Source organism: Caballeronia sp. GAWG2-1 (assembly GCF_023631405.1).
Taxonomy (GTDB): domain Bacteria; phylum Pseudomonadota; class Gammaproteobacteria; order Burkholderiales; family Burkholderiaceae; genus Caballeronia.
Window position 1 is genome coordinate 1 of the sequence record NZ_JALQDD010000011.1, and the last position, 19,513, is coordinate 19,513.

The 19,513-nt window shown below is 61.8% G+C and carries 21 protein-coding genes and 2 tRNA genes; 10 read left to right on the forward strand and 13 right to left on the reverse strand.

Going from position 1 to position 19,513, the window contains the following annotated elements:
• Nucleotides 1–191 precede the first annotated feature (191 nt).
• Together NCR98_RS07330 and dusA are read right to left on the reverse strand one after the other, a co-directional pair.
• A tRNA-His gene (locus tag NCR98_RS07330) sits at nt 192–267 on the reverse strand.
• A 117-nt stretch (nt 268–384) separates the two neighbouring features.
• Nucleotides 385–1,389, reverse strand: a complete 1,005-nt coding sequence (gene dusA, locus NCR98_RS07335; RefSeq protein ID WP_250525872.1) for a tRNA dihydrouridine(20/20a) synthase DusA — start codon at nt 1,387–1,389, stop codon at nt 385–387.
• Between the two features lie 421 nt (nt 1,390–1,810).
• Between dusA and NCR98_RS07340 the strand changes: the two genes are divergently transcribed.
• On the forward strand, nt 1,811–2,050 hold the full coding sequence (locus NCR98_RS07340) for a hypothetical protein (RefSeq protein ID WP_250525873.1): 240 nt from the start codon (nt 1,811–1,813) through the stop codon (nt 2,048–2,050).
• A 114-nt stretch (nt 2,051–2,164) separates the two neighbouring features.
• A complete protein-coding gene (locus NCR98_RS07345; RefSeq protein WP_250525874.1) occupies nt 2,165–2,590 on the forward strand; it encodes a hypothetical protein in 426 nt (141 codons plus the stop codon).
• A 23-nt stretch (nt 2,591–2,613) separates the two neighbouring features.
• Here NCR98_RS07345 and NCR98_RS07350 read toward each other — a convergent pair whose 3' ends face one another.
• The 6 genes from NCR98_RS07350 to NCR98_RS07375 form a co-directional block, all read right to left on the reverse strand.
• Complete coding sequence (locus NCR98_RS07350; RefSeq protein WP_250525875.1) at nt 2,614–3,726, reverse strand: enoyl-CoA hydratase/isomerase family protein; 1,113 nt, start codon at nt 3,724–3,726, stop codon at nt 2,614–2,616.
• Nucleotides 3,727–3,817: 91 nt separating this feature from the next.
• Nucleotides 3,818–4,462 carry a TetR/AcrR family transcriptional regulator gene (locus NCR98_RS07355; RefSeq protein ID WP_250525876.1) on the reverse strand — a complete coding sequence of 215 codons (645 nt, stop codon included), beginning with the start codon at nt 4,460–4,462 and terminating at the stop codon, nt 3,818–3,820.
• Nucleotides 4,463–4,541: 79 nt separating this feature from the next.
• Nucleotides 4,542–4,724, reverse strand: coding sequence for a hypothetical protein (locus tag NCR98_RS07360; protein ID WP_244825271.1), 183 nt, complete (start codon nt 4,722–4,724; stop codon nt 4,542–4,544).
• A gap of 174 nt (nt 4,725–4,898) precedes the next feature.
• Nucleotides 4,899–5,183, reverse strand: a complete 285-nt coding sequence (locus NCR98_RS07365; protein WP_244825272.1) for a DUF1488 family protein — start codon at nt 5,181–5,183, stop codon at nt 4,899–4,901.
• 175 nt (nt 5,184–5,358) lie between these two features.
• Nucleotides 5,359–5,712 (reverse strand): hypothetical protein, encoded by a 354-nt coding sequence (locus NCR98_RS07370; RefSeq protein ID WP_244825273.1) that lies wholly within the window; start codon nt 5,710–5,712, stop codon nt 5,359–5,361.
• Entirely contained in the window at nt 5,712–6,002 is a 291-nt protein-coding gene (locus tag NCR98_RS07375) for a hypothetical protein (RefSeq protein ID WP_250525877.1), read from the reverse strand. Before NCR98_RS07375 ends, NCR98_RS07370 begins: the two co-directional genes overlap by 1 nt.
• A gap of 273 nt (nt 6,003–6,275) precedes the next feature.
• Between NCR98_RS07375 and NCR98_RS07380 the strand changes: the two genes are divergently transcribed.
• Nucleotides 6,276–6,626 (forward strand): hypothetical protein, encoded by a 351-nt coding sequence (locus NCR98_RS07380; protein WP_250525878.1) that lies wholly within the window; start codon nt 6,276–6,278, stop codon nt 6,624–6,626.
• 15 nt (nt 6,627–6,641) lie between these two features.
• Here the strand turns inward: NCR98_RS07380 and NCR98_RS07385 are convergent, their stop codons facing one another.
• The 3 genes from NCR98_RS07385 to NCR98_RS07395 all read right to left on the reverse strand — a co-directional run bounded on the left by NCR98_RS07385 (nt 6,642) and on the right by NCR98_RS07395 (nt 7,815).
• Nucleotides 6,642–6,980, reverse strand: coding sequence for a DMT family transporter (locus NCR98_RS07385; protein WP_244825276.1), 339 nt, complete (start codon nt 6,978–6,980; stop codon nt 6,642–6,644).
• Nucleotides 6,981–7,025: 45 nt separating this feature from the next.
• Nucleotides 7,026–7,523: a heme-degrading domain-containing protein gene (locus NCR98_RS07390; RefSeq protein WP_250525879.1), complete on the reverse strand. Its 498-nt coding sequence runs from the start codon at nt 7,521–7,523 to the stop codon at nt 7,026–7,028.
• A 215-nt stretch (nt 7,524–7,738) separates the two neighbouring features.
• Nucleotides 7,739–7,815: transfer RNA gene (locus NCR98_RS07395), tRNA-Met, on the reverse strand.
• Between the two features lie 201 nt (nt 7,816–8,016).
• Between NCR98_RS07395 and NCR98_RS07400 the strand changes: the two genes are divergently transcribed.
• The 3 genes from NCR98_RS07400 (at nt 8,017) to NCR98_RS07410 (ending at nt 9,280) form a co-directional block, all read left to right on the forward strand.
• On the forward strand, nt 8,017–8,388 hold the full coding sequence (locus NCR98_RS07400; protein ID WP_250464728.1) for a DUF2946 domain-containing protein: 372 nt from the start codon (nt 8,017–8,019) through the stop codon (nt 8,386–8,388).
• Between the two features lie 81 nt (nt 8,389–8,469).
• Entirely contained in the window at nt 8,470–8,832 is a 363-nt protein-coding gene (gene copC / locus NCR98_RS07405; RefSeq protein WP_250509060.1) for a copper homeostasis periplasmic binding protein CopC, read from the forward strand.
• 7 nt (nt 8,833–8,839) lie between these two features.
• Nucleotides 8,840–9,280 carry a copper chaperone PCu(A)C gene (locus tag NCR98_RS07410; protein ID WP_250525880.1) on the forward strand — a complete coding sequence of 147 codons (441 nt, stop codon included), beginning with the start codon at nt 8,840–8,842 and terminating at the stop codon, nt 9,278–9,280.
• Between the two features lie 73 nt (nt 9,281–9,353).
• On the opposite strand, the gene NCR98_RS07415 is transcribed toward NCR98_RS07410, so the two are convergent.
• The gene (locus NCR98_RS07415; RefSeq protein WP_250525881.1) at nt 9,354–11,933 is read right to left on the reverse strand and encodes a penicillin-binding protein 1A; all 2,580 of its coding nucleotides are present in this window, start codon (nt 11,931–11,933) and stop codon (nt 9,354–9,356) included.
• Nucleotides 11,934–12,486: 553 nt separating this feature from the next.
• Here NCR98_RS07415 and NCR98_RS33660 point away from each other — a divergent pair.
• The 3 genes from NCR98_RS33660 to NCR98_RS07430 all read left to right on the forward strand — a co-directional run bounded on the left by NCR98_RS33660 (nt 12,487) and on the right by NCR98_RS07430 (nt 15,141).
• Nucleotides 12,487–12,876 carry a plasmid mobilization protein gene (locus NCR98_RS33660; protein WP_250509063.1) on the forward strand — a complete coding sequence of 130 codons (390 nt, stop codon included), beginning with the start codon at nt 12,487–12,489 and terminating at the stop codon, nt 12,874–12,876.
• A 207-nt stretch (nt 12,877–13,083) separates the two neighbouring features.
• Nucleotides 13,084–13,764, forward strand: coding sequence for a PspA/IM30 family protein (locus NCR98_RS07425; RefSeq protein ID WP_244825282.1), 681 nt, complete (start codon nt 13,084–13,086; stop codon nt 13,762–13,764).
• Nucleotides 13,765–13,908: 144 nt separating this feature from the next.
• Nucleotides 13,909–15,141: a tetratricopeptide repeat protein gene (locus NCR98_RS07430; RefSeq protein ID WP_250525882.1), complete on the forward strand. Its 1,233-nt coding sequence runs from the start codon at nt 13,909–13,911 to the stop codon at nt 15,139–15,141.
• 507 nt (nt 15,142–15,648) lie between these two features.
• Here NCR98_RS07430 and glgX read toward each other — a convergent pair.
• Nucleotides 15,649–17,859 carry a glycogen debranching protein GlgX gene (glgX, locus tag NCR98_RS07435; RefSeq protein WP_250492328.1) on the reverse strand — a complete coding sequence of 737 codons (2,211 nt, stop codon included), beginning with the start codon at nt 17,857–17,859 and terminating at the stop codon, nt 15,649–15,651.
• Between the two features lie 221 nt (nt 17,860–18,080).
• Here glgX and NCR98_RS07440 point away from each other — a divergent pair, with 221 nt between their 5' ends.
• The gene (locus tag NCR98_RS07440; RefSeq protein ID WP_250525883.1) at nt 18,081–19,469 is read left to right on the forward strand and encodes a DUF2252 domain-containing protein; all 1,389 of its coding nucleotides are present in this window, start codon (nt 18,081–18,083) and stop codon (nt 19,467–19,469) included.
• Nucleotides 19,470–19,513: the final 44 nt, after the last annotated feature.

The window sequence follows — 19,513 nt, forward strand, 5'->3', positions numbered from 1 at the left end:
CCTGTTTGGAGAGCGTTTTACCAACGCACGCGGGTGACTCCGCTAACCGCCTCGCACACAAAAATGCGGACAGGTTCCATCGCCCAATTCGGCAAAATCTGTCTCACAAGTTTGGATCATTTGAAAGCAAAAACGGCGCTCTGCATTCGCAGAGCGCCGTTCCGTAATACTTTAATCTTCAGAATTCTTTGTGGGGTGGCTGATGGGACTCGAACCCACGACGACAGGAATCACAATCCTGGACTCTACCAACTGAGCTACAGCCACCACTGAACTACCTGATTCCATCTTGCCGAAAGTTGCTCAGCAATCAAGAAGCGAGATTATACGAACTAAAATTGCGCTTGCCTAGCCCTTTCACGCATCTTCGTTCGCTAGACGGCTTCAAGATTCGATAGCTTCCGCACCTTCGCGCAAATGAGCACGCGCTTCGTCGAAAATCGCGAGATCGCCAGTTGCCAGCCGCCGGCTATCGGAAAGCACGCGCCGCCATCCACGCGCACCGGCAGTGCCGCGATACAGCCCAAGCGCGTGACGTGTCACCGCGCCGAGATACGTGCCGCGCGCATGTTCGTTGCGTGCATAGCCAATGAGTCCGGCTTCGATTTCCTCGCGTGAAGGAATCGCCGTCGTCGCGCCATAGAAGCGTGTATCGACGCCCGCGAGCACATACGGGTTGTGATAAGCCTCACGGCCCAACATGACGCCATCGACGTGTTTCAGATGTTCCTCGACCTCGTCGAGCGTCTTGATGCCGCCGTTGATCGAAATCTCCAGATGCGGAAAATCCCGCTTCAGTTGATACGCATATTCGTATTTGAGCGGCGGAATCTCGCGGTTCTCCTTCGGGCTCAGGCCTTTCAGGATCGCGTTGCGCGCATGGACGATGAACACTTCGCAACCCGCATCGGCGATGGTGCCGACAAAATCGCGCACGAACGCGTAGTCCTCGACGGAATCGACGCCGATACGGTGCTTGACCGTCACGGGAATCGACACGGCATCGCGCATGGCTTTCACACCGTCCGCAACCAGTTGCGGCTCTTTCATCAGACATGCACCGAACGCGCCGCGCTGCACGCGCTCGGACGGGCAGCCGCAATTCAGATTGATTTCGTCATAGCCCCACTGCTCGCCGAGCTTCGCGCTCTTTGCCAGATCGGCTGGCTCGCTGCCTCCCAGTTGCAACGCAACCGGCGCTTCCGCGGGCGTGAACGCAAGGTGACGCGCGACATCGCCGTAAAGCAGGGCGCCCGTGGTCACCATCTCTGTGTAGAGGTAAGCGTGCCGCGACACGAGCCGATGCAACGAGCGGCAATGCCTGTCGGTCCAGTCCATCATCGGAGCGACGGACACGCGGCGGGGGCTGATTTTTTGAACGGCGGACATGTGGAGCGACTGACCGTGGCGCGGTCTGCATCGGTTTAAGGCGAAGGTGTGATTTTACCGCAGTGCGGCGAAGCGCTTTGTCTGCGGGCGGATAACTTCAGATCCACTCAGTCCATTGTTGTAGTCGGTTGAGCTATCGATACGTGGCCCTGAGATCAGTGTCATTCCCGGCGGCGACACCCGGTGGTTGGGACCGGTCACCGGCCCCGTCAGGCGTGATCCGAATGCCGTTGGACCTCCTTCGCCTCCATCCCGCAGATTGGCCGTGAGACCTTCCGCGTGCGATCAAGCGGCGCACGTCGCAGCTTCCTCATTCCTCCAAAAAAACCGAATATGCGATCCGCGCGAATTTTCAGCCGACGCGCCTGTCTCATCAAAAACCGCGGCGCTCCAGCCGCGGCTTCGCTCGTGGAGACTCGACATGAAAAAAACGACCCTCGCGCTGCTCCTCATCTGCTCGGCCGTAACGGCGCAAGCCCAAACCGCGCGCCCCGACGATAATGCCTCGATGGTCAAGCCGCCGAGCGCACCCGGCTCGCCTTCCGCCGAGACCACGCGCCCGAACAATCCCGACAACATGCCGGTGAAGCGCCCCAACCCGCCGCCCAACAGCGACCGCATGCTGCATCACAGTCCGGCGAGCGACGCCATTGCAAAGTAAGCGCGTCCGCGTCATATCTGCTTAGGCATCGCTTCGACACCGGCTCGCGCGCCCCTATAATGGCGCGTCACGACAACCAACGAGAGCCGCGGTTCGCCGCAAGCGGTCCTGCCAATGCATAAAGTCATTCTGCCGTTCGTTTCTGGTTTTCTTGCCGCACTCTTCTTTCGGGAATCGACGCTCGCGCTGCTGCATGCAGCAGGTCTCATCGATCAAGCCGGCTTTTCCATCACCCCTTTTCTGCCGCTCGGCATTCCAACTTTCATCGCGAATGCGTTATGGAGCGCGGTGTTCGGCGTGCTGCTCTCGTGGCTCTTGCGCGTCGCGCCGGAGAACCGCGCGCCGTGGATTGGCTCGCTCGTATTCGGCGGGATCGTGCTAACTGCGGTCGGCGCATTCGTGATCGATCCCGGGCGCGGCATCTGGCCAAGCGGCAACATGCTGCCGCGACTCGCGCCCAACTTCATCGCCAATGCAATCTGGGGCTGGGGCGCGCTCGTCTTCATGCGCGCTTTCTCGGCCGGCAACGAGTCGCGTTGATCGCGCGTTCTCGCTAAGAACGCTCAGTCCTTGAGCAAACGCAGCGGATGCGTCGCCGGCGTCCAGGCACTCTCGAACATACGTTCGACATCCTTGACGCCCACCTCCTCCGCCCGCGCGATCTTCCAGCTCGGCTGATTGTCCTTGTCGACGATACGCGCCCGAATGCCCTCGATCACATCGCCGCGTTCGAACGTCGTGCGCGTGAGATCGAGGTCGCGGCGCAAGGTCTCCGCCATCGACGAATACCGCGCGCGATCCACCTGCTGCAGCGAGACATCCACCGACAAAGGCGAACGTTCGCGCAGTTCCGCCGCCACGCGCTCGGCCCACTCGCCCGCGGCGCCATCCGTCTCACGCGCGAGCGATGCGAGAATCGCCGCGCCATTGCCCGTGGCGAAATGCTTGTCGATGAGCGTACGTCCCTCGGCAAGCGCGCTGCGGTCGAGCGTCGGGCTCACCTTGTATTTGGTCGTCTCGTTTTCGACGAAGCGAACGATCGCCACGCCATCGAGAAAGCGCTGATGCCGTAGCGATTCGATCAAGCCCGGCAACGCGCCATCGTCGAGATAAGCGTCGGCCATGCGCGCATAGAGCGCGTCTGCCGCGCCCATGCTCGCGCCCGTCGCGGCCAGATAACGCCCGATCGCGCCAGGCGCGCGCGCGAGAAACCAGCTCACGCCGACATCGGGAAAGAGTCCAATACGCGTCTCGGGCATCGCCATCTTGGTCGACTGCGTGACGATTCGCAGCCCGCCCGTATGATGCGCGCCTTGCGAGATACCCATGCCGCCGCCCATCACGACGCCGTTCATCACCGCGATATACGGCTTCGGGAAGGTGAAGATCGCGTGGTTGAGCTTGTACTCGTCGGTGAAAAACGCGTCGATCGAATCGCGGTCGCCCGCCTGCGCCGACTCGTAGAGAAAGCGGATATCGCCGCCCGCGCAAAACGCCCGCACGTGCGGGCTATACACCACGACGGTGCGGATTGCCTGGTCGTGACGCCAGGCGCGCAAGGCCTCGCTGATCGCGCGCAACATGGGCGCGGACAGCGCATTCAGAGCCTTCGGGCGATCGAGTGCAATGAAGCCGATGCCGTTGGCGGAGTCGATACGGATATCTTCGGTGGTCATCGTGTTGGAGTGTCGGGTCGGTTCGTTCTGTCAGTCAGTTTGGCAGGCCAGATGCCAGCCAGTACTCAACCTGCGGTCAACCTGTTGTTCACTACGCGAGCCACGCGTCGAGCGATAACTCGAGTATCTCGGCCGCAGGCATTGCCCGCGATACGCCGCACAGCGCCAGCGCGACGATGCCATGCAAAGTCGCCCACAACGCCTGAGCGCAATCGGCCGGCAGTGTCTCCGGCGGCAGGCGCTTGAGCCGCCCCGCGGCGCGTAGTTCGACGAAGGCATCGGTCATCGACGAAAGCGCAGCCATGCCGTCATCGGTGCCATGGGTTCCATCGCCGCGGCGGTCCGCGTCCATGAACATCAGCCGATACGTCTCGGGCTCGGCCAGGCCAAATTCGACATAGACGCGCGCCATTGCTCTAAGACGCGCGGCGGGATCGGCAATGCTCGCTTGCGGCGCAAATGCCGCGCGCAATGTCGCATGTCCTTCCACGCACAAAGCGTACGCGATGTCCGCGCGGCTCCGAAAATGCAAGTACAAAGCGGCAGGCGAATAGTCGATTGCCTGCGCGAGCCGGCGCATCGAAAGTGCTGCGAAGCCTTCACGCTTCACGATAGCTCGCGATACGTCGAGTATGCGCCCGCGCAAGGCATCCCGCTGCTCTTGCCGCAGCTCACGCGCCTTGCCCGGTGGTGTCGATATGTGTCGCGGCAGATCCATGCGGGATATTGTCGACATCGCCTGTCGGCTAGTCAAACCCGAATTTGCATGACGCGAACGGTCACCGCGCAAGCAGCGCGGCTAGCCAGCAAAACGATCAGACGATCATCTTGCCGCTGTCGCTATCGCGAGGCGCGGCTCGATAAAGCGGCTCGTCGGATTCGCCCAGCAGCACGGAGGCGAAGACGATGCATAGACCCAGGAAAACGACACCGACGGCTGCCCAGATGAGCCATAGTGCGTTCGACTCGATAAGCGAGTGGAAAAAGGAGAGAAACATGACGACCCCGCGCGACTTTTTATAATGGTTGCTCGTTGTGGCTTGCACGATGAAGCGCAGATCCAGAGCAAATGTCGTGCCGCACGAATCGCCATGCGTGCGGCCTGTAGCGAGATAGTACCCGCAAAGCGGAGATACGCAGTCGAATTAACGGAACGCTAGCGTGCGCCGCTTTCAGGCGAGCACGCGTCCTGGCGGAAAATGACCGCTCTTGAGAAGCACGGGCATGCCATTCGTGACTTCCAGATGCTCGCGCGCCACGGCTTCGATGCGCGCACGGCCTGCATCGAAAGCGCTGATCCAGCCGCGGCTGTCGTAAGTCTCGGCGCCGAAATGATCCTCCAGCGCTTCCACCGATATGGCGCACGGTACGCGTCGTCCGTCGACGAGCGCGGCGAATTCGATGGTGAGGTTGGAGTCGCAATAACCGGGCGCGTCCGGAAGGAAACGGATGTCCATGATGTTCTCGTGGCTCAGGCGCGGTTGCTGTCCGAAGAAACCGGCCCCGGAGTGTTACAGCACCGACGCAAAGTCGTTCAGGCATTCCCTGCAGGATTGGTTTCGAGCAAAGGACCGAGGCGCTTATGGTAACTGCGTCGATGCGGCGCGGTCCAGCGGCGCGCAGTGTAAAGCGTCAGGCTGCGAGCACGTCCTCGTTCACATCGACGACGAGCAGCGAGCTCGCCAGCGGATCGGCGTAATTGAAATCGAGCAGGCGGCTCATGTCGCGCACCCGCTCGCATACGCGCTCACGCGCCTCCTCCGACAGATGCGGATAGTCGCGCAGTACCTGCGGCTCGAACCGATAATGCACACCCCAGGCGATGTTGCCCGGATGATTCGCCACCCCGCTCGTGCGCCAGCTCACGAACAACGCGGGCGTGGCTTCGAGGCCGATCTCCGCGATGTCCGCGCCGCTCGGAAAAAGGTCGATCAGGCAGTTGGCGATGTCATAAAGCACCGCGTGCCGGAGATGAACGGGGCGCATCACGTCATCGGTTGCAACAAGCGGTCGATATACTCGCGCCCCGCCTGTTCGACGTGCGCAAGCGCGGCATCCTCGGTGGCGAAGCGCCGTTCCGGGCCGAGATCGACGAGCGCCTCGAAGCGATGCACATCGTCCGGACCACCACGCGCCAGGCTCACTGAGCCGACATAGATCGGCTTGAGCGCCTGCCCGGCGTTGTCTTCGTTGCGATCGCCATCGTGCGCCTGCACGAGCCGGGCGGACGCGCTGATGTAATACCCTCGGTAAGGACCGGTCACTCTTTCGGCCATCGTGTTGACCTCCTTTTTATGTTGGTGACGAATCACACGTCATGCGGCAATTACAACCGGCGTTTGCCATCTATCAGGCGCGCGATCCGGAAAATAGTTCACGCGAACCTGTCTTTACCGCTTAACGCCGTTCGTTCGATGATTCGCAAGCCTCGCGCCCGGTTCGAGCCATCGTGCTTTTTCACGGCGCGCGTAGCGTATGGGACAATGCGTATCCCAAAAAGCCGCCGAAAAAACGTCCTGCGGCGAAGTCATTGCAATCACGAGGAAAAGATGAAGGAATTCGATCGGCGCTCACGCCGGCTCATCGCGCGCGCGGCGGCGCCTGGCATCGCCCTGATCGCGGTTTTTGCCATCGCCGGAACGAGCGGATGTGCTTCGTCCAACGATGCATCGCTCATCAATCTTCCCGATGGCCAGACGGGCTACGCAGTGAACTGCAGCGGCGCCGATGCCGGATCGAGCTGGGCGAGCTGCTACGTGCTCGCGGGCAAGGCATGCGGCGCGACGGGTTACGACATCGTGTCGAAGGACAACGAGGAAGGCGGTCCGAGCGGCGGCGGCTTGAACAACGTCGTGACGGCAAACGTCAAGAATCGCTCGATGATCGTACGCTGCAAGTAGCGGTGCCGCGCCGCGTCAATGCGCGCTCATCTTCGAAAACACGTTCAGCACAATGACGCCCGCGACGATCAGCCCCATGCCCAACATGGCGGGAATATCGGGCGTCTGCTTGAAGAAGAACGTGGCGACGAGCGTAATCAACACGATGCCCGCGCCCGACCACACGGCATAGACGAGGCCGACCGGCAAGGTCCGCAAGGTCAGCGACAGCAGATAAAACGACAACCCATAGCCGATCACGACGATGGTCGCGGGTAACGCGCGCGTGAAGCCATCGGAGGCGCGTAGCGCGGAGGTCGCGACGACTTCCGCGACGATCGCAATCGCAAGCAACACATAAGCGGTGGAACGCATCGGCTGGTTCGGTCTCCGTTGAGTCTTTGGAATGCGTGACGACGCTCAGACGCGGCCGAGCGACAATGCGGCGAAGTCATGGCCGAGCACCGCGCATAGCGCTTCGACCACCATCTGATGATCTTCGCGCTGAGGCAGCCCCGACACCGTCACGGAGCCGATCACGCCGACATTCGCGACGCGCAGCGGAAAGCCGCCGCCGTGCGCCGAGTAATCGGCGGCATTGAGGCCGTACTTGTCGGCGAGCGTGGTGCCCGCCTGTTGCAGCGAGAGACCGAGCCCGTACGAACTGCGGCGAAAGTGTTCGACAGTCTTCGCCTTGCGTTCTGCCCAGCGCGCGTTGTCGGGCGTGGCGCCATCGAGCGAAGCGAAGAACATGCGCTGACCGAACGTGCGCACATCGATGACCACGACCGCGCCGCGCGCCATCGCCATCTCGCGCAGTTGCGTGCCGGTTTGCCAGGCTTCATCGGCATGAAACTGCGGAAACACAAGCGTGCGTTCCTGATGCGCGATGATCTGCAGATCGTGAGGAATATCCATGATGGCGTGTGTCCTTTGAAAAGGTTCGATGTGCGTTAGCGCTGACGAGCTTTAGGGGATTTTGACACGAGGGATACGCAGGCGTTGCGCCGCGTCTAGTCATGAAGTGGAGGTATTGCGACTTGCCTTACTTCCAGGACTGCGCCCACGCATGTATGCAACTGCGTGCTGGAAAAGCAAAAGCCCGGCTTTAACCGGGCTTTTGCTTGAATGCTTGGTTGCGGGGGTAGGATTTGAACCTACGACCTTCGGGTTATGAGCCCGACGAGCTGCCAGACTGCTCCACCCCGCGTCCGTCGAAGAAAAGATTATAAGTCATCACTTACTCAAGCGCAATGGTCTTCATGCGTTCTTCTTCGTAAGCTCATCTCACGCGGGCAGCAAAACTTCATTGGTTTAGTCGAAAGGCCATCGCGGGACGCATGGCATAATCGATCGGTCATCGAGCATTGAAAAAAGATTCGGGCACGGCATGCATTACTTGCGTCGCGGCATGATCAGAAAGTTAAGCGGGTTCGCTGCGCTATGCGCGATCCTGCTGCTTTCGTTCGCGCCGCTCGTATCGCAAACGCTGGATGGCAAGCGCGTCGAAGCGCTCTTCTCGTCCATATGCGCGTCGAGCTCGAATGGCATCGCGCATACGGTCGATACCGCATCGCACGCGAACCATGACGCTCTTTCGCATCTGCAAGCGTGCGGATATTGCGACCTGCTTGCGCATGCGCCTACGCCGCCATCGATGCCGCACGGCTTCGCGGCATCGACTTTGGCCGACGATACTTTCGTCGCCAAGCAAAACAGCACCGCGCCGCATCGCATGCCGCCAGGCGTGGCGCTGCCTCGCGCGCCGCCTGCTCTCGCCTGATACGCGTCCCCCTCTTCCGACATGCCATACCTCGCGTTTGCACGCTTCGCGCGGCAAGCGTGAAAATTTCAAGGATGCATCATGAGTACCCTTCCCGCCTTGCGCGGCGCGCTGGCTTGCGCATTCTTCGCATCGGCGTCGTTTGCGTTCGCGCACGCGCTGCCGAAGCTGCAACAGCCTGGGCCCGGCGCGACCGTCAACGCGCCGCACGAAGTATCGATCGACTTCGGCGAAGCGCTCGAACCGACCTTCAGCAAACTGACCGTGACCAATGGTCAGGGCAAGCAGGTCAACACCGAAAAGTCCGTCGTCGATACGAAAGACAAAAAGCACATGAGCGTCGCACTTCACGACTTGCAGCCGGGCGTCTACAAAGTGCAATGGACAGCTGTCGCCGCCGATGGTCATCGCACGCAGGGCAACTATAACTTCACGGTCAAGTGAGAAAGCAATGAAGAAAATCGCTGTATTGTTCAGCGCGCTGACGTGCGCATCTTTCGCGACGCTGTCCCATGCCGCGCCGCTCGAAGCGCGCGATTGCTGGGTTCGCGCAATGCCGCCGAACCTGCCTTCGTCGGGCTACTTCACGCTGGCCAACAATGGCGACAAAGCCGTCACGCTCACGGGCGTCGATACCCCCGCGTTCGGCATGGCGATGATGCACAAGTCGGATACCAAAAGCGGCACCGCGACGATGGCCCCCGTCGATGCCGTCGATGTCCCCGCGCATGGCACGCTACAGTTCGCACCGAAGGGTTATCACGTGATGCTCGAACAGCCGGGCAAGCCACTCAAGATCGGCTCGACGATTCCGCTCACGTTCAGCTTCGCGGACAAGAGCACGCTCGATGTGAGTTGCGCGGTGAAGTCCGCGGCGACGGTCGGTAACTGAAGCACCGTCACCAATAGAAAACGCGCCGGGTTCGTTCAGAACCACGGCGCGTTTTTTTATCCTGCCTTACCCATCACGGCTTATTGAACATATCCATGATCTGCTTGCGCTCATCGGTGGTGACTTGCGGCGCGGGCGGCGCCTGCATGCCCGCCGGGCCGACGCCGCCCGTGGTGTTGGTATCGCCCGCTGTCGGATTGACGTTGTCCATGCCGATGCTCGCAACGAAGCCCGCACCCGGCGTGCGATCGGCATAGAACAGCTCGCCGTCCACGGTGGTCACGCCGTCGGGCCGCTGCATCTGTTCCTGCGGGATGCCGCGCAATGCGCGTCCCATGAAGTCGACCCAGATCGGCAACGCAAGCTGCGCGCCGAACTCGCGGCTGCCCAGCGTCTTCGGCTGGTCGTAGCCCATCCACGCCACCGCGACGAGCTGATGCTGATAGCCCGCGAACCAGCCGTCCTTGGCGTCGTTGGTCGTACCCGTCTTGCCTTGCAGGTCGCTGCGCTTGAGCACGTTGGTGCCCGAACCCGTGCCCGCCGTCGCCACCGTATGCAACAGGCTATTCATGACGTAAGCGTTGCGCGGTTCGAGCGTCTGCGGCGCGTTCTTGCTGGCCGTGAGCGGATCGGCGCGCGAAATGACGCTGCCGCGCGCATCGGCAACTTCGCCGATCAGATACGGGTTGATGCGATAGCCGCCATTCGCGAACACCGAGTACGCGCCGCTCAACTGCAACGGCGTGACGAGTCCCGCGCCCAGCGCGAGCGGCAGATACGGCGGCGTCTTGTCCTTGTCGAAGCCGAACTTCTGCGTGACGAAGTCCTGCGCGTAGCTCGTGCCGATATACGACAGGATACGAATCGACACCAGGTTCTTCGACTTCTGCAAGCCGGTGCGCATGGACATCGGGCCGTCGGGTTGATCGTCGTCCTTCGGTTCCCAGGCGTCGCCACCGGGCGATGCGGGCGGAAAGTACAGCGGCGCGTCGTTGATGATGGTCGCCGGTCCCAAGCCCTTGTCGAGCGCGGCCGAATAGATGAACGGCTTGAAGCTCGAGCCCGGCTGACGCCACGCTTGCGTCACGTGGTTGAACTTGTTCTTGTTGAAGTCGAAGCCGCCGACGAGCGCGCGGATCGCGCCGTCCTGCGGCACCATCGAAACGAGCGCGCCTTCCACTTGCGGCAATTGCGTGATCTGCCACGTGTCCTTCGCGTCCTTCGCCAGCCGGATGATCGAACCCGGCTTGATGGCAAGCGCCTTCGATGCATTGTTGCGCAGCGCGGCCGCGACGAAACGCAGGCCCTCGCCGGAAACGGTGGCCGTATCGCCGCCGACGAATTGCGCGACCACTTGCTTTGCGTTCGCCACGGTCACCACGGCAGCGACGAGTTCGCCGTTGTCCGGATGATCGACGAGCGCATCCTCGATGGCTTCGGCGCGATCGTCCGCGTTGCCCGGCAGAGCGATGCTGCCTTCCGGCCCGCGATAACCGTGACGCCGCTCGTAATCCATGATGCCCTTGCGCACGGCGCGATAGGCCGCGTCCTGATCGGCGGAATCGATGGTCGTCGTGACCGTCAGGCCGCGCGTGTACGCTTCTTCCTTGTACTGCGCGTACATCATCTGCCGCACCATTTCCGCGACGTACTCCGCATGCACGCCGTATTCGGTGCCACCCGACTTCGTGCGAAGTTCTTCGGCGACCGCCTGATCGTATTGCTCGCGCGAGATGAAGTGCAGATCGAACATGCGCTTCAGAATGTACTGCTGACGTACCTTCGCGCGCTTCGGATTGACCACCGGGTTATATGCCGACGGCGCCTTTGGCAAACCGGCGAGCATGGCGGCTTCGGCAAGCGTGATGTCCTTCAGGTCCTTGCCGAAATACACGCGCGCCGCGGCGGAAAAACCATAGGCGCGTTCGCCGAGATAGATCTGATTCATATACAACTCGAGAATCTGGTCTTTCGTCAACGCGCGCTCGATTTTGTAGGCGAGCAGCATCTCGTAGATCTTGCGCGTATAGGTTTTTTCGCTCGACAGAAAGAAGTTGCGCGCGACCTGCATGGTGATCGTACTTGCGCCTTGCGACGCGCCGCCGTGCGTGATGTCGCTCACGCCAGCACGCAGAATGCCGATAAAATCGACGCCACCGTGATCGTAAAAGCGGTAATCCTCGATGGCGAGCACCGCCTTCTTCATCTGGTCGGGAATGTCCTGAAAACGCACGAGGCTGCGGCGCTCTTCGCCGAATTCGCCGATCAGCACGTGATCCGACGTGTAGACCCTAAGCGGCACTTTCGGACGATAGTCGATCAGCGCATCGAGCGAAGGCAGGTTCGGCTCCATCACGACGAGCGCATAGCCGACGATCAGCCCGCCCACCACCACGCCGATAGCCGCGAGCCCCGCCAACCACAGCGCGACGCGCGCGAGCGGCGAGCGTCGGGAATCGCGCCCGTCGCGGCCATTCTTTCCATTGCGGCCGCCATTGCCGCCATTGCCGCCATCGCGTCCGTTGCCGCCGTTGCGTCCGTTGCCGCCGTTGCGTCCATTGCCGCCGCCGGCGTCGTTGGATGAGTCGTTCCAGCGAGGTTCGCGATTCAGTCGCGATGAATTCGTAGAGTCGGGTCGTTTGATGATAGGCATGACTGGGATCGTTCCGCGCGCTTCGAAGCGCGCGCTCTGTGGCGCCTTGGGTATGTCAGCGCCTGAGCACTTTCAGAAAGACGGGACCAAGCGAATGGGCAGGCCGGCTTCGACCGTGTGGGACGGGTAACCGTGAATAACAGCGCATTTTAAAGAATTCGCAGGCGACACTACAAAACCCGTCGCGATTTTTTGTAAGTAATTGACGATGTGGCGCCCGAAACCCGGTCTTCGGCGGAAACGGTCGGGGTTGCACCGGGGTTATCCACCGAAAGTGTTGAGAGCCTTGTGGACAACCGTATGAGAAAATAGCCAAGTGGTTGATCGCAGAGCAGTTTTGCGAAATGCCCGAGGATCGTCGCCATGCGGTCGCGGCCGCACGCGCGAGCCCGCGAAACCGATATGATTGGTTTTAAGCCACTCAGGTTTCAAGTGGCGCCAGAAGTTGCGGTAAAGAAGTCGTGCCGTTTGATGATAGGGAACGCGGTTCAAGCGCCCACTCGTGCGTACGCGCTTACGCGCTTACAACCGCCCTACTGTTTGCGAGCTGCTCATGACGACCAAGCCTACCGAACGCATCGTTGTTTTCGTGACCCCGGCGCAGAAACTCGCCATCAGCAACACGGCGGATCAGCTCGGCATCAGCGTGAGCGAGCTGATGCGGCGTGCAGTGCTCAACTTCAACGCGACGAGCGAGCAGATCAAGGCAGCGGGTATCGTCGATCGCCTGCGCGCGCCCAAGGCGCCCGATCCACTGACCGTGGCCTTGCGCAGCGTCGCCGCTAAGGCCGCGGCCCGCGAGGCGCGGGAAGCAGCGGCAAGCGCCACGAAGCGCGCGGCCGCGAAGCCTGCGCACCTTCCTGTGCCCGACGAATCCGCAAGTCCCGACGAACCTCTGGACGACGATGCCTCTCTAACCGACGATGGCCGCGCGGACAACTGAAGCACGCGCTGTATTCCGCTTCGTTCGTTTGCACGACGTTACACTCCTTCACCTTGCTTAAGCCCCGATTAAGGCGCGGCATGCTCTAATAAGCGGGGTAAACCCGGTCGTCATCGGCTGGTCAACGACGCTTGCAATCCTGCGCCATGCGCCTCACATTCGAGCCGCGCGGGCTTGCATGCCGCGGTCTTCATCAAGGAGAAATACATGTCGCTTCTGGATTCCATCACGCGCACGGTCAAAGGTCTGCTCAACGACGCAGCCGACACTATGCAGGACCCATCGCGCGATGCGCGGCAGATCGTGCGCGAGCTCGACGACAGCATCGCCAAGGCTGAGAACTCGTTGATCGAAATCGAGGCGCAGGTCGCCACGCAGCAGAGCAAGCGCGACGTCGCGGCCGAGAAAGCGAAGAAGTACGAAGACGGCGCGAAGCGCGCGCTGCAAACCGGCGATGAAAGCCTCGCGCGCGAAGCTCTCGCCGCGCAAGCCAACGCCGAGACGGAACGCGATGCCCTCGCCGGCGAATTGCAGACACTCGTGCCTTCGGTGGAGCATTTGAAGCAGCAGATCAACGACATGCGTCAACGTCGCAACGACTTGAACGCGCGCTCGAACATTCTGCAGGCCAAGCAGCAGATCGCCACCGCGAAAGACACGGCCGCGACCGCGCTGGGCGGCATCGGCGGAAAGAATCTGTCCGAAGACTTCCAGAAGCTCGAAGACAAGGTGCAGTTGGCCAACGCGCGCTCGGACGCGCGTCTGAATTCGGCGGATCAGAAGTCGGGCAAGGCGCTCGACGACAAACTCGCGGCACTCAATCGCGGTCCGTCCGTGGAAGACCGTCTCGAAGCGCTGAAGAAGCAGTTGAATACGCCGGCGCAGTAATATGTTCGTCAGTGCGCGGCGCGGCCCTGGCGGCTCGCGCGCGCGCCGGACGAATCAGCGGGAATCGCGCTTGCATGCAAGCATTCGCTTTCCCCGATTGCAGCTCAGAAAGGAGACGGGTGCTTATCGCGCCCGGCCTGCAACATGAAAAAGACTCTGTCGGCTCTTGCGCTCTCGCTATCCCTGGCCCTTTGCCTGTCGGTTGCGTCTCCGCTCGCCTTCGCCGTGCCAACCGCGCAGCAAGTCGAGCAGTCGATGACGCAAGGCAACTGGCAAAAGGCCGATTCGCAGTTGAGCGAAGTGCTCGACGCGCATCCGAAGAACGCTCACGCGCATTATCTTTATGCGCAGGTGCTCGATCGCGAAGGCCGCTATAGCGACGCGCTTTCGCATCTTCAACAGGCGCAGTCGATCGATCCCGCGCTTGGCTTCACGACGCCCGCGCGCTTCAACGAAACGCAGGCGCGCATTCAGGCCGATGCGAATCGCGCCAGCATCAGCCCAAACGCCGGTAACGAGACGCGCAGTTCGACCGGCGCGGTCGCGACCAATCCGTTCAATCAGGGCGCACAGGTCGCGCCGCAGAAACACGGACCGTCGATCGGCATGTGGATCGGCTTGATCGTGCTGATCGGTGCGATTGCGCTCGTGCTGCGCTGGGGAATGAAGCGCGCCCGCGTCCGTGACGATGGCCGCGCCGACGACGATCGTCGCACGCAACTCAAACGCGCGACCGAACTGCTGAACGAAGTGCGTTCGCTCAAGCTCGACGTCCGGCTTTCCACGACGCCTGGGCATGAGGCGTTGCTGAAGGAAGTGGAAGGCGCCGAGACGCAATTGCGTGAGATGGTCGAGGCGTTGTCGGATGCCAAAAACCCCGTGCCGCCGTATGCGATTCAGGATTTGGAAAATCAGGTGGCGAGTTTGAAGGCGCGCGCCGAAGGTCGCCCCGACCCGAACGCTGCCCAGGCCGCGACGCAGGGGCAGTCGGCGTATGCGCAAGAAGCGGAGCGCTTCGGGCGCGGGCAGCAGCAGCCTTACGGGCCGCAGGGGCCTTATCCTCAACAGGGTCCGTATCCGCAGCAAGGGCAACAGCCGCCGGTCGTCATTCAGCAAGGCGGCGGTGGATTTGGCGGCGGCATGGGCGGTTTGTTGACTGGCGTGCTGCTTGGCGAAGCGCTGTCGAACGGACGAGAACGCGTGATCGAGCGTGACGTGCCGGTGGAACGTCGCAACGACGACGGCGGCGGCCTGGACTTCGGCAATGGTGGCGGCGGCGGTGGCGGTCTCGACTTCGGCAACGGCTCGAACGATTGGAGCGATGGCGGCGGCGGCGTAGACCTCGGCAGCACGGATGATAGCTGGCGCGATACGTGATTCGCGCGGTTTGAAACTGGCGTTATGAGCCCCGCTTCGTTCGGGGTTTTTTTTGGGGGCGCTCGCTTGGCTTTTCGGCCGGAACGTTCAGCATGTGGAACGTGCGCTAAAGCTCGAGATTTCGAGCATTAGCAGCTATGGAGACCGACCCAGTCCGGCACATCGACGAGTGTTGCTGCCATAAACCCGCGCAAAAGCTCAATACATCAGGGAAGCGAAAGGCTCACCCCCCGCCACCCAAAAACCGCAACAACGCCCACAAGAACTTGAAGAACCCAACCACGAATTCCCAAATGCGTTCGAGCTGATCCCACGTTGCAACGCGCATCAACGCTTGCAGCATCATGCGCCAGGCGTCGCGCGAAGTCTTTCATGCAACCGCACAGGGAAAAAGAAGCGAAATGGCATGGTTAAAAAAAGAGGCGGCTCGCCGCCGCCTCGTCGTCATCGAGGGAACTGCATGATAACCGCTTGCGTCCGGTCACTACGCAAGGGTCATCTCATTCCTCACGCGGCCGGCTTGTCTTCCGGCGCATCGGGCGGCACGTCATCCGTCAGCGCTTCTTCCAGTCGCTTGAAGATTCGCCGCGTCGCGCCGCGCGCATGCAAGGCCAACAGCAGCAGCGAACGCCCCGTCACCTGATACACGTTCCCCGAGTCGAAATCTTCCAGTTCCTCGCGAATCGGCGCGTTCGTATCGATGAGGCAACTCCACTGATCCGAGCCCGGGATATCAGGCAGCTTGAAATCCACGACATCGTGATATGAATTGACGATAAGCAGCAACGTCGCATCGGATGCCGGTTTGCGAATGCCCGTCGCCTGCGCGCGACCGTCGAGCACCATGCCAAAGCAGCGCATGTTCGGGTCGCCCCATTGCTCGTCCGACAGTTCCTGGCCGTCCGGACTAAGCCACTTAACGTCCGCGACTTCGAGATCCTGGCGATACTCGCCCGTCAGGAAGCGCTGACGCCGCAGCACGGGCAGCGTATGACGCAAGGTCGTCAATTTGCGGACGAACTCGGTAAGCGCGCGACCTTCGTCGTCGATATCCCAGTTCACCCAGCTGATATCGTCGTCCTGACAATACGCGTTGTTGTTACCCTCTTGCGTGCGGCCGAATTCGTCGCCGGCCAGGATCATCGGCGTGCCCTGCGAGAACAGGAGCGTCGCGAGCAGATTGCGCTTCTGGCGCTCGCGCAGCGCGCGAATCTCGGGATCGTCGGTCGGACCTTCCACGCCGCAGTTCCACGACTTGTTGTCCGAATGGCCGTCCTTGTTGTCTTCGCCGTTCGCGTCGTTATGCTTGTCGTTATAGGAGACGAGATCGTTGAGCGTAAAGCCGTCGTGCGCCGTGATGAAGTTCACGCTCGCCCACGGACGGCGTCCGCGCTTGTTGAACTTGTCGCCCGACGCGGTCATGCGCGTGGCGAGTTCTGGCGCTTCGCCTTCGTCGCCCTTCCAGAAACCGCGCACGGTATCGCGATAACGGTCGTTCCATTCCGCCCAGCCCGGCGGGAAACCGCCGACCTGATAGCCGCCCGGACCGCAATCCCACGGCTCCGCAATTAGCTTCACGGTCGCGAGGATAGGGTCCTGACGGCAGCTGTCGAGGAACCCGCCGCCTTCGTCGAATCCATAGGTCTCGCGTCCGAGAATGGTGGCGAGGTCGAAGCGGAAGCCATCGACGTTCATTTCCGTCACCCAGTAACGCAGGCTGTCGGTGACCATCTGCAAGACGCGCGGATGCGAAAGATTGAGCGTGTTGCCCGTGCCCGTATCGTTGATGTAGTAACGCGGCTCGTCCGGCATCAGCCGATAGTACGACGCGTTGTCGATACCCCGGAACGATAGCGTCGGCCCGCGTTCGTTGCCTTCGGCGGTGTGGTTGTAGACCACGTCGAGGATCACTTCTAGGCCGGCTTCGTGCAGGCGGTCGACCATCTCCTTGAACTCCGCGATCGCGCCCGAACCGCGCGCAAAGAAGCGCGGATCGGCAGCGAAAAAGCCGATGGTGTTGTAGCCCCAGTAGTTCGTGAGTCCCTTGTCGAGCAGGTAGCTGTCGTTGACGAACGCCTGAATCGGCATCAGTTCGACGGACGTTACGCCCAGACTCTTGATGTAATCGACGATTTCCTTCTGGCCGAGCCCTTCGAACGTGCCGCGCATATGCTCGGGAATCGCCGGATGGCGTTTCGTGAAGCCGCGCACGTGGGTCTCGTAGAAGATCGTGTGTTCCCAAGGCACGCGGCCACGTGTCGGGTGCGTCCACGAGAACGTCTGATCGACGACCTGGCACTTCTGCATGAAGGGCGCGCTGTCGCGTTCGTCGAAGGTGAGATCGTCGCCTTCCGCGTTGAGCGTATAACCGAACACGGCGGGGTCCCACTTTAGTTCGCCAACGTGCGCCTTGGCATACGGGTCGAGCAGCAGCTTGTTCGGATTGAAGCGATGTCCCGCTTCGGGCTCGTACGGTCCGTGCACGCGATAACCATAGACCGCGCCAGGCGCCAGGTCGTTGATGTAGACGTGCCAGACTTCGTCGGTATATTCGGGCAATTCGATGCGATGCGTCTCCTGCTCGCCCTTTTCGTCGAAGAGGCACAGCTCGACTTTGGTGGCGTGGGCGGAAAACAGCGCGAAGTTGACGCCTTTTCCGTCCCAGGTCGCGCCGAGCGGAAAGGGAGAGCCCTCGGCAATGCGGAGTTCGTTCGGCATGAGATGATGAGTTCGAATAGAGTGACGCGTAAAGCGTCGGGATGATGTGTCGCGTTGGGCGATTCCAGCGGACATGAGTGAGCACATCGCGTGCCCACGCGCACGCAGGCCCCTCCGGCGTGATGCTTGCTTCGGCGCAAGATTAGATCGACACGCCGACCGAGTGAGTGGGCGTGCCTTGTAAAAACTATCGGCGCGCAAGCGTCTGAAGGAGAATTCGCTTGCCCACGCGCCCGAACTCCTTGGCATCGACATCATCCGATACGCTTGGCACGGCCGAGGAAAGCCGCGCCAAGGGCCGCGCGCTGCGCGACGCCGTGCCCTTCGAAGCCCACGCGGGCTGGCAGCCCGAAGCCAACCGGCCGAACCCTGTCGAGCGCGTGCTCGCCGTCAACGCCGGCCGTCAAGAGCGGCTCATCCCGCTGCGCATGGCGCGCATGGCCGAGTCGCCGTTCGCGTTCCTGCGCGGGTCGGCCACGGTCATGGCCTGGGATCTGGCGAAGTCGCCTTCGATCGGGCACAACGTGATCATCGACGGCGACGCGCACATCAATAACTTCGGACTCTTTCGCACGCCGCGTCAGGACGTGGTGTTCGACCTCAACGATTTCGACGAGACGCTCGTCGGTCCGTGGGAGTGGGATCTGAAGCGCCTCACCGCAAGCATCAACGTGGCGGCGCGCGAAAATGGCGTCGATGCGAGCGGTCGCGAGCGCGCGGTGCGTTCGGCATGCGCGGCGTATCGCACGTCCATGGCTTCGCTCTGGCAGGTGAGCCCCTACGATCTCTGGCAAATGCGTTCATACGCGAGCGCCCTCCACATCGACGCGCCGACCAAGCTCGATGCCAACGAGAAGGAAACCATCACGAAAACGGTCGAGCGCGCAATGAAGCGGTCGCACGCGACCATGCTCGCCAAGGTCGCCGAACCCGCTGGCAAAAGCTGGCGCTTCAAGGTCGATCCGCCGATTCTCACGCGCCTCGACGCCGCCGAGAAGAATCATGTGGTCGATGGCCTGAAGCCGTATCTGCAAACCATCGCGGGCGAATGGCGCATCATGCTGGAACGCTACGAAGTCGCCGATGTGGCGCATCGCGTGGTGGGCGTCGGCAGTGTCGGCACACGCGCCTATCTCGTGCTCATGCTCGGCCGGGCGCTCGGCGACCCGCTGTTCATCCAGGTGAAGGAAGGCATCGTGCCGGCCGCCGCGCCCTTCGTCGCGCCACTCGACGAGACGCAGCAGCATCAGGGGCGTCGCGTCGTGCAAGGGCAAAGGCTCATGCAGAGTTCGTCGGATGCGCTGCTTGGCTGGACGACCATCGCCGGGCGCGATTTCTATGTACGCCAGATGAAGCAGATTCGCGGCTCCATTCCCGTCGATTGGCTGCATGGCGCGACCTTCGATTTCTACGCGTGGTGTCTCGGCCTTCTGCTCGCTCGCGCGCACGCCCGCACGGGCGACGCCGCGCTGATCACGGGCTATTGCGGCACCTCCGACAAGTTCGACGCCGCCTACGCAAGCTGGGCCGAACGCTACGGCGCACAGACCGTCGCGGATCACGCGGCTTTCTGCGCGGCTATCAGCGTGGGGCACGTGAGCACGACCTGAAAGGCATGTCCCGCGCGCCGCGCGCACGTTCATCGAGCGAATTG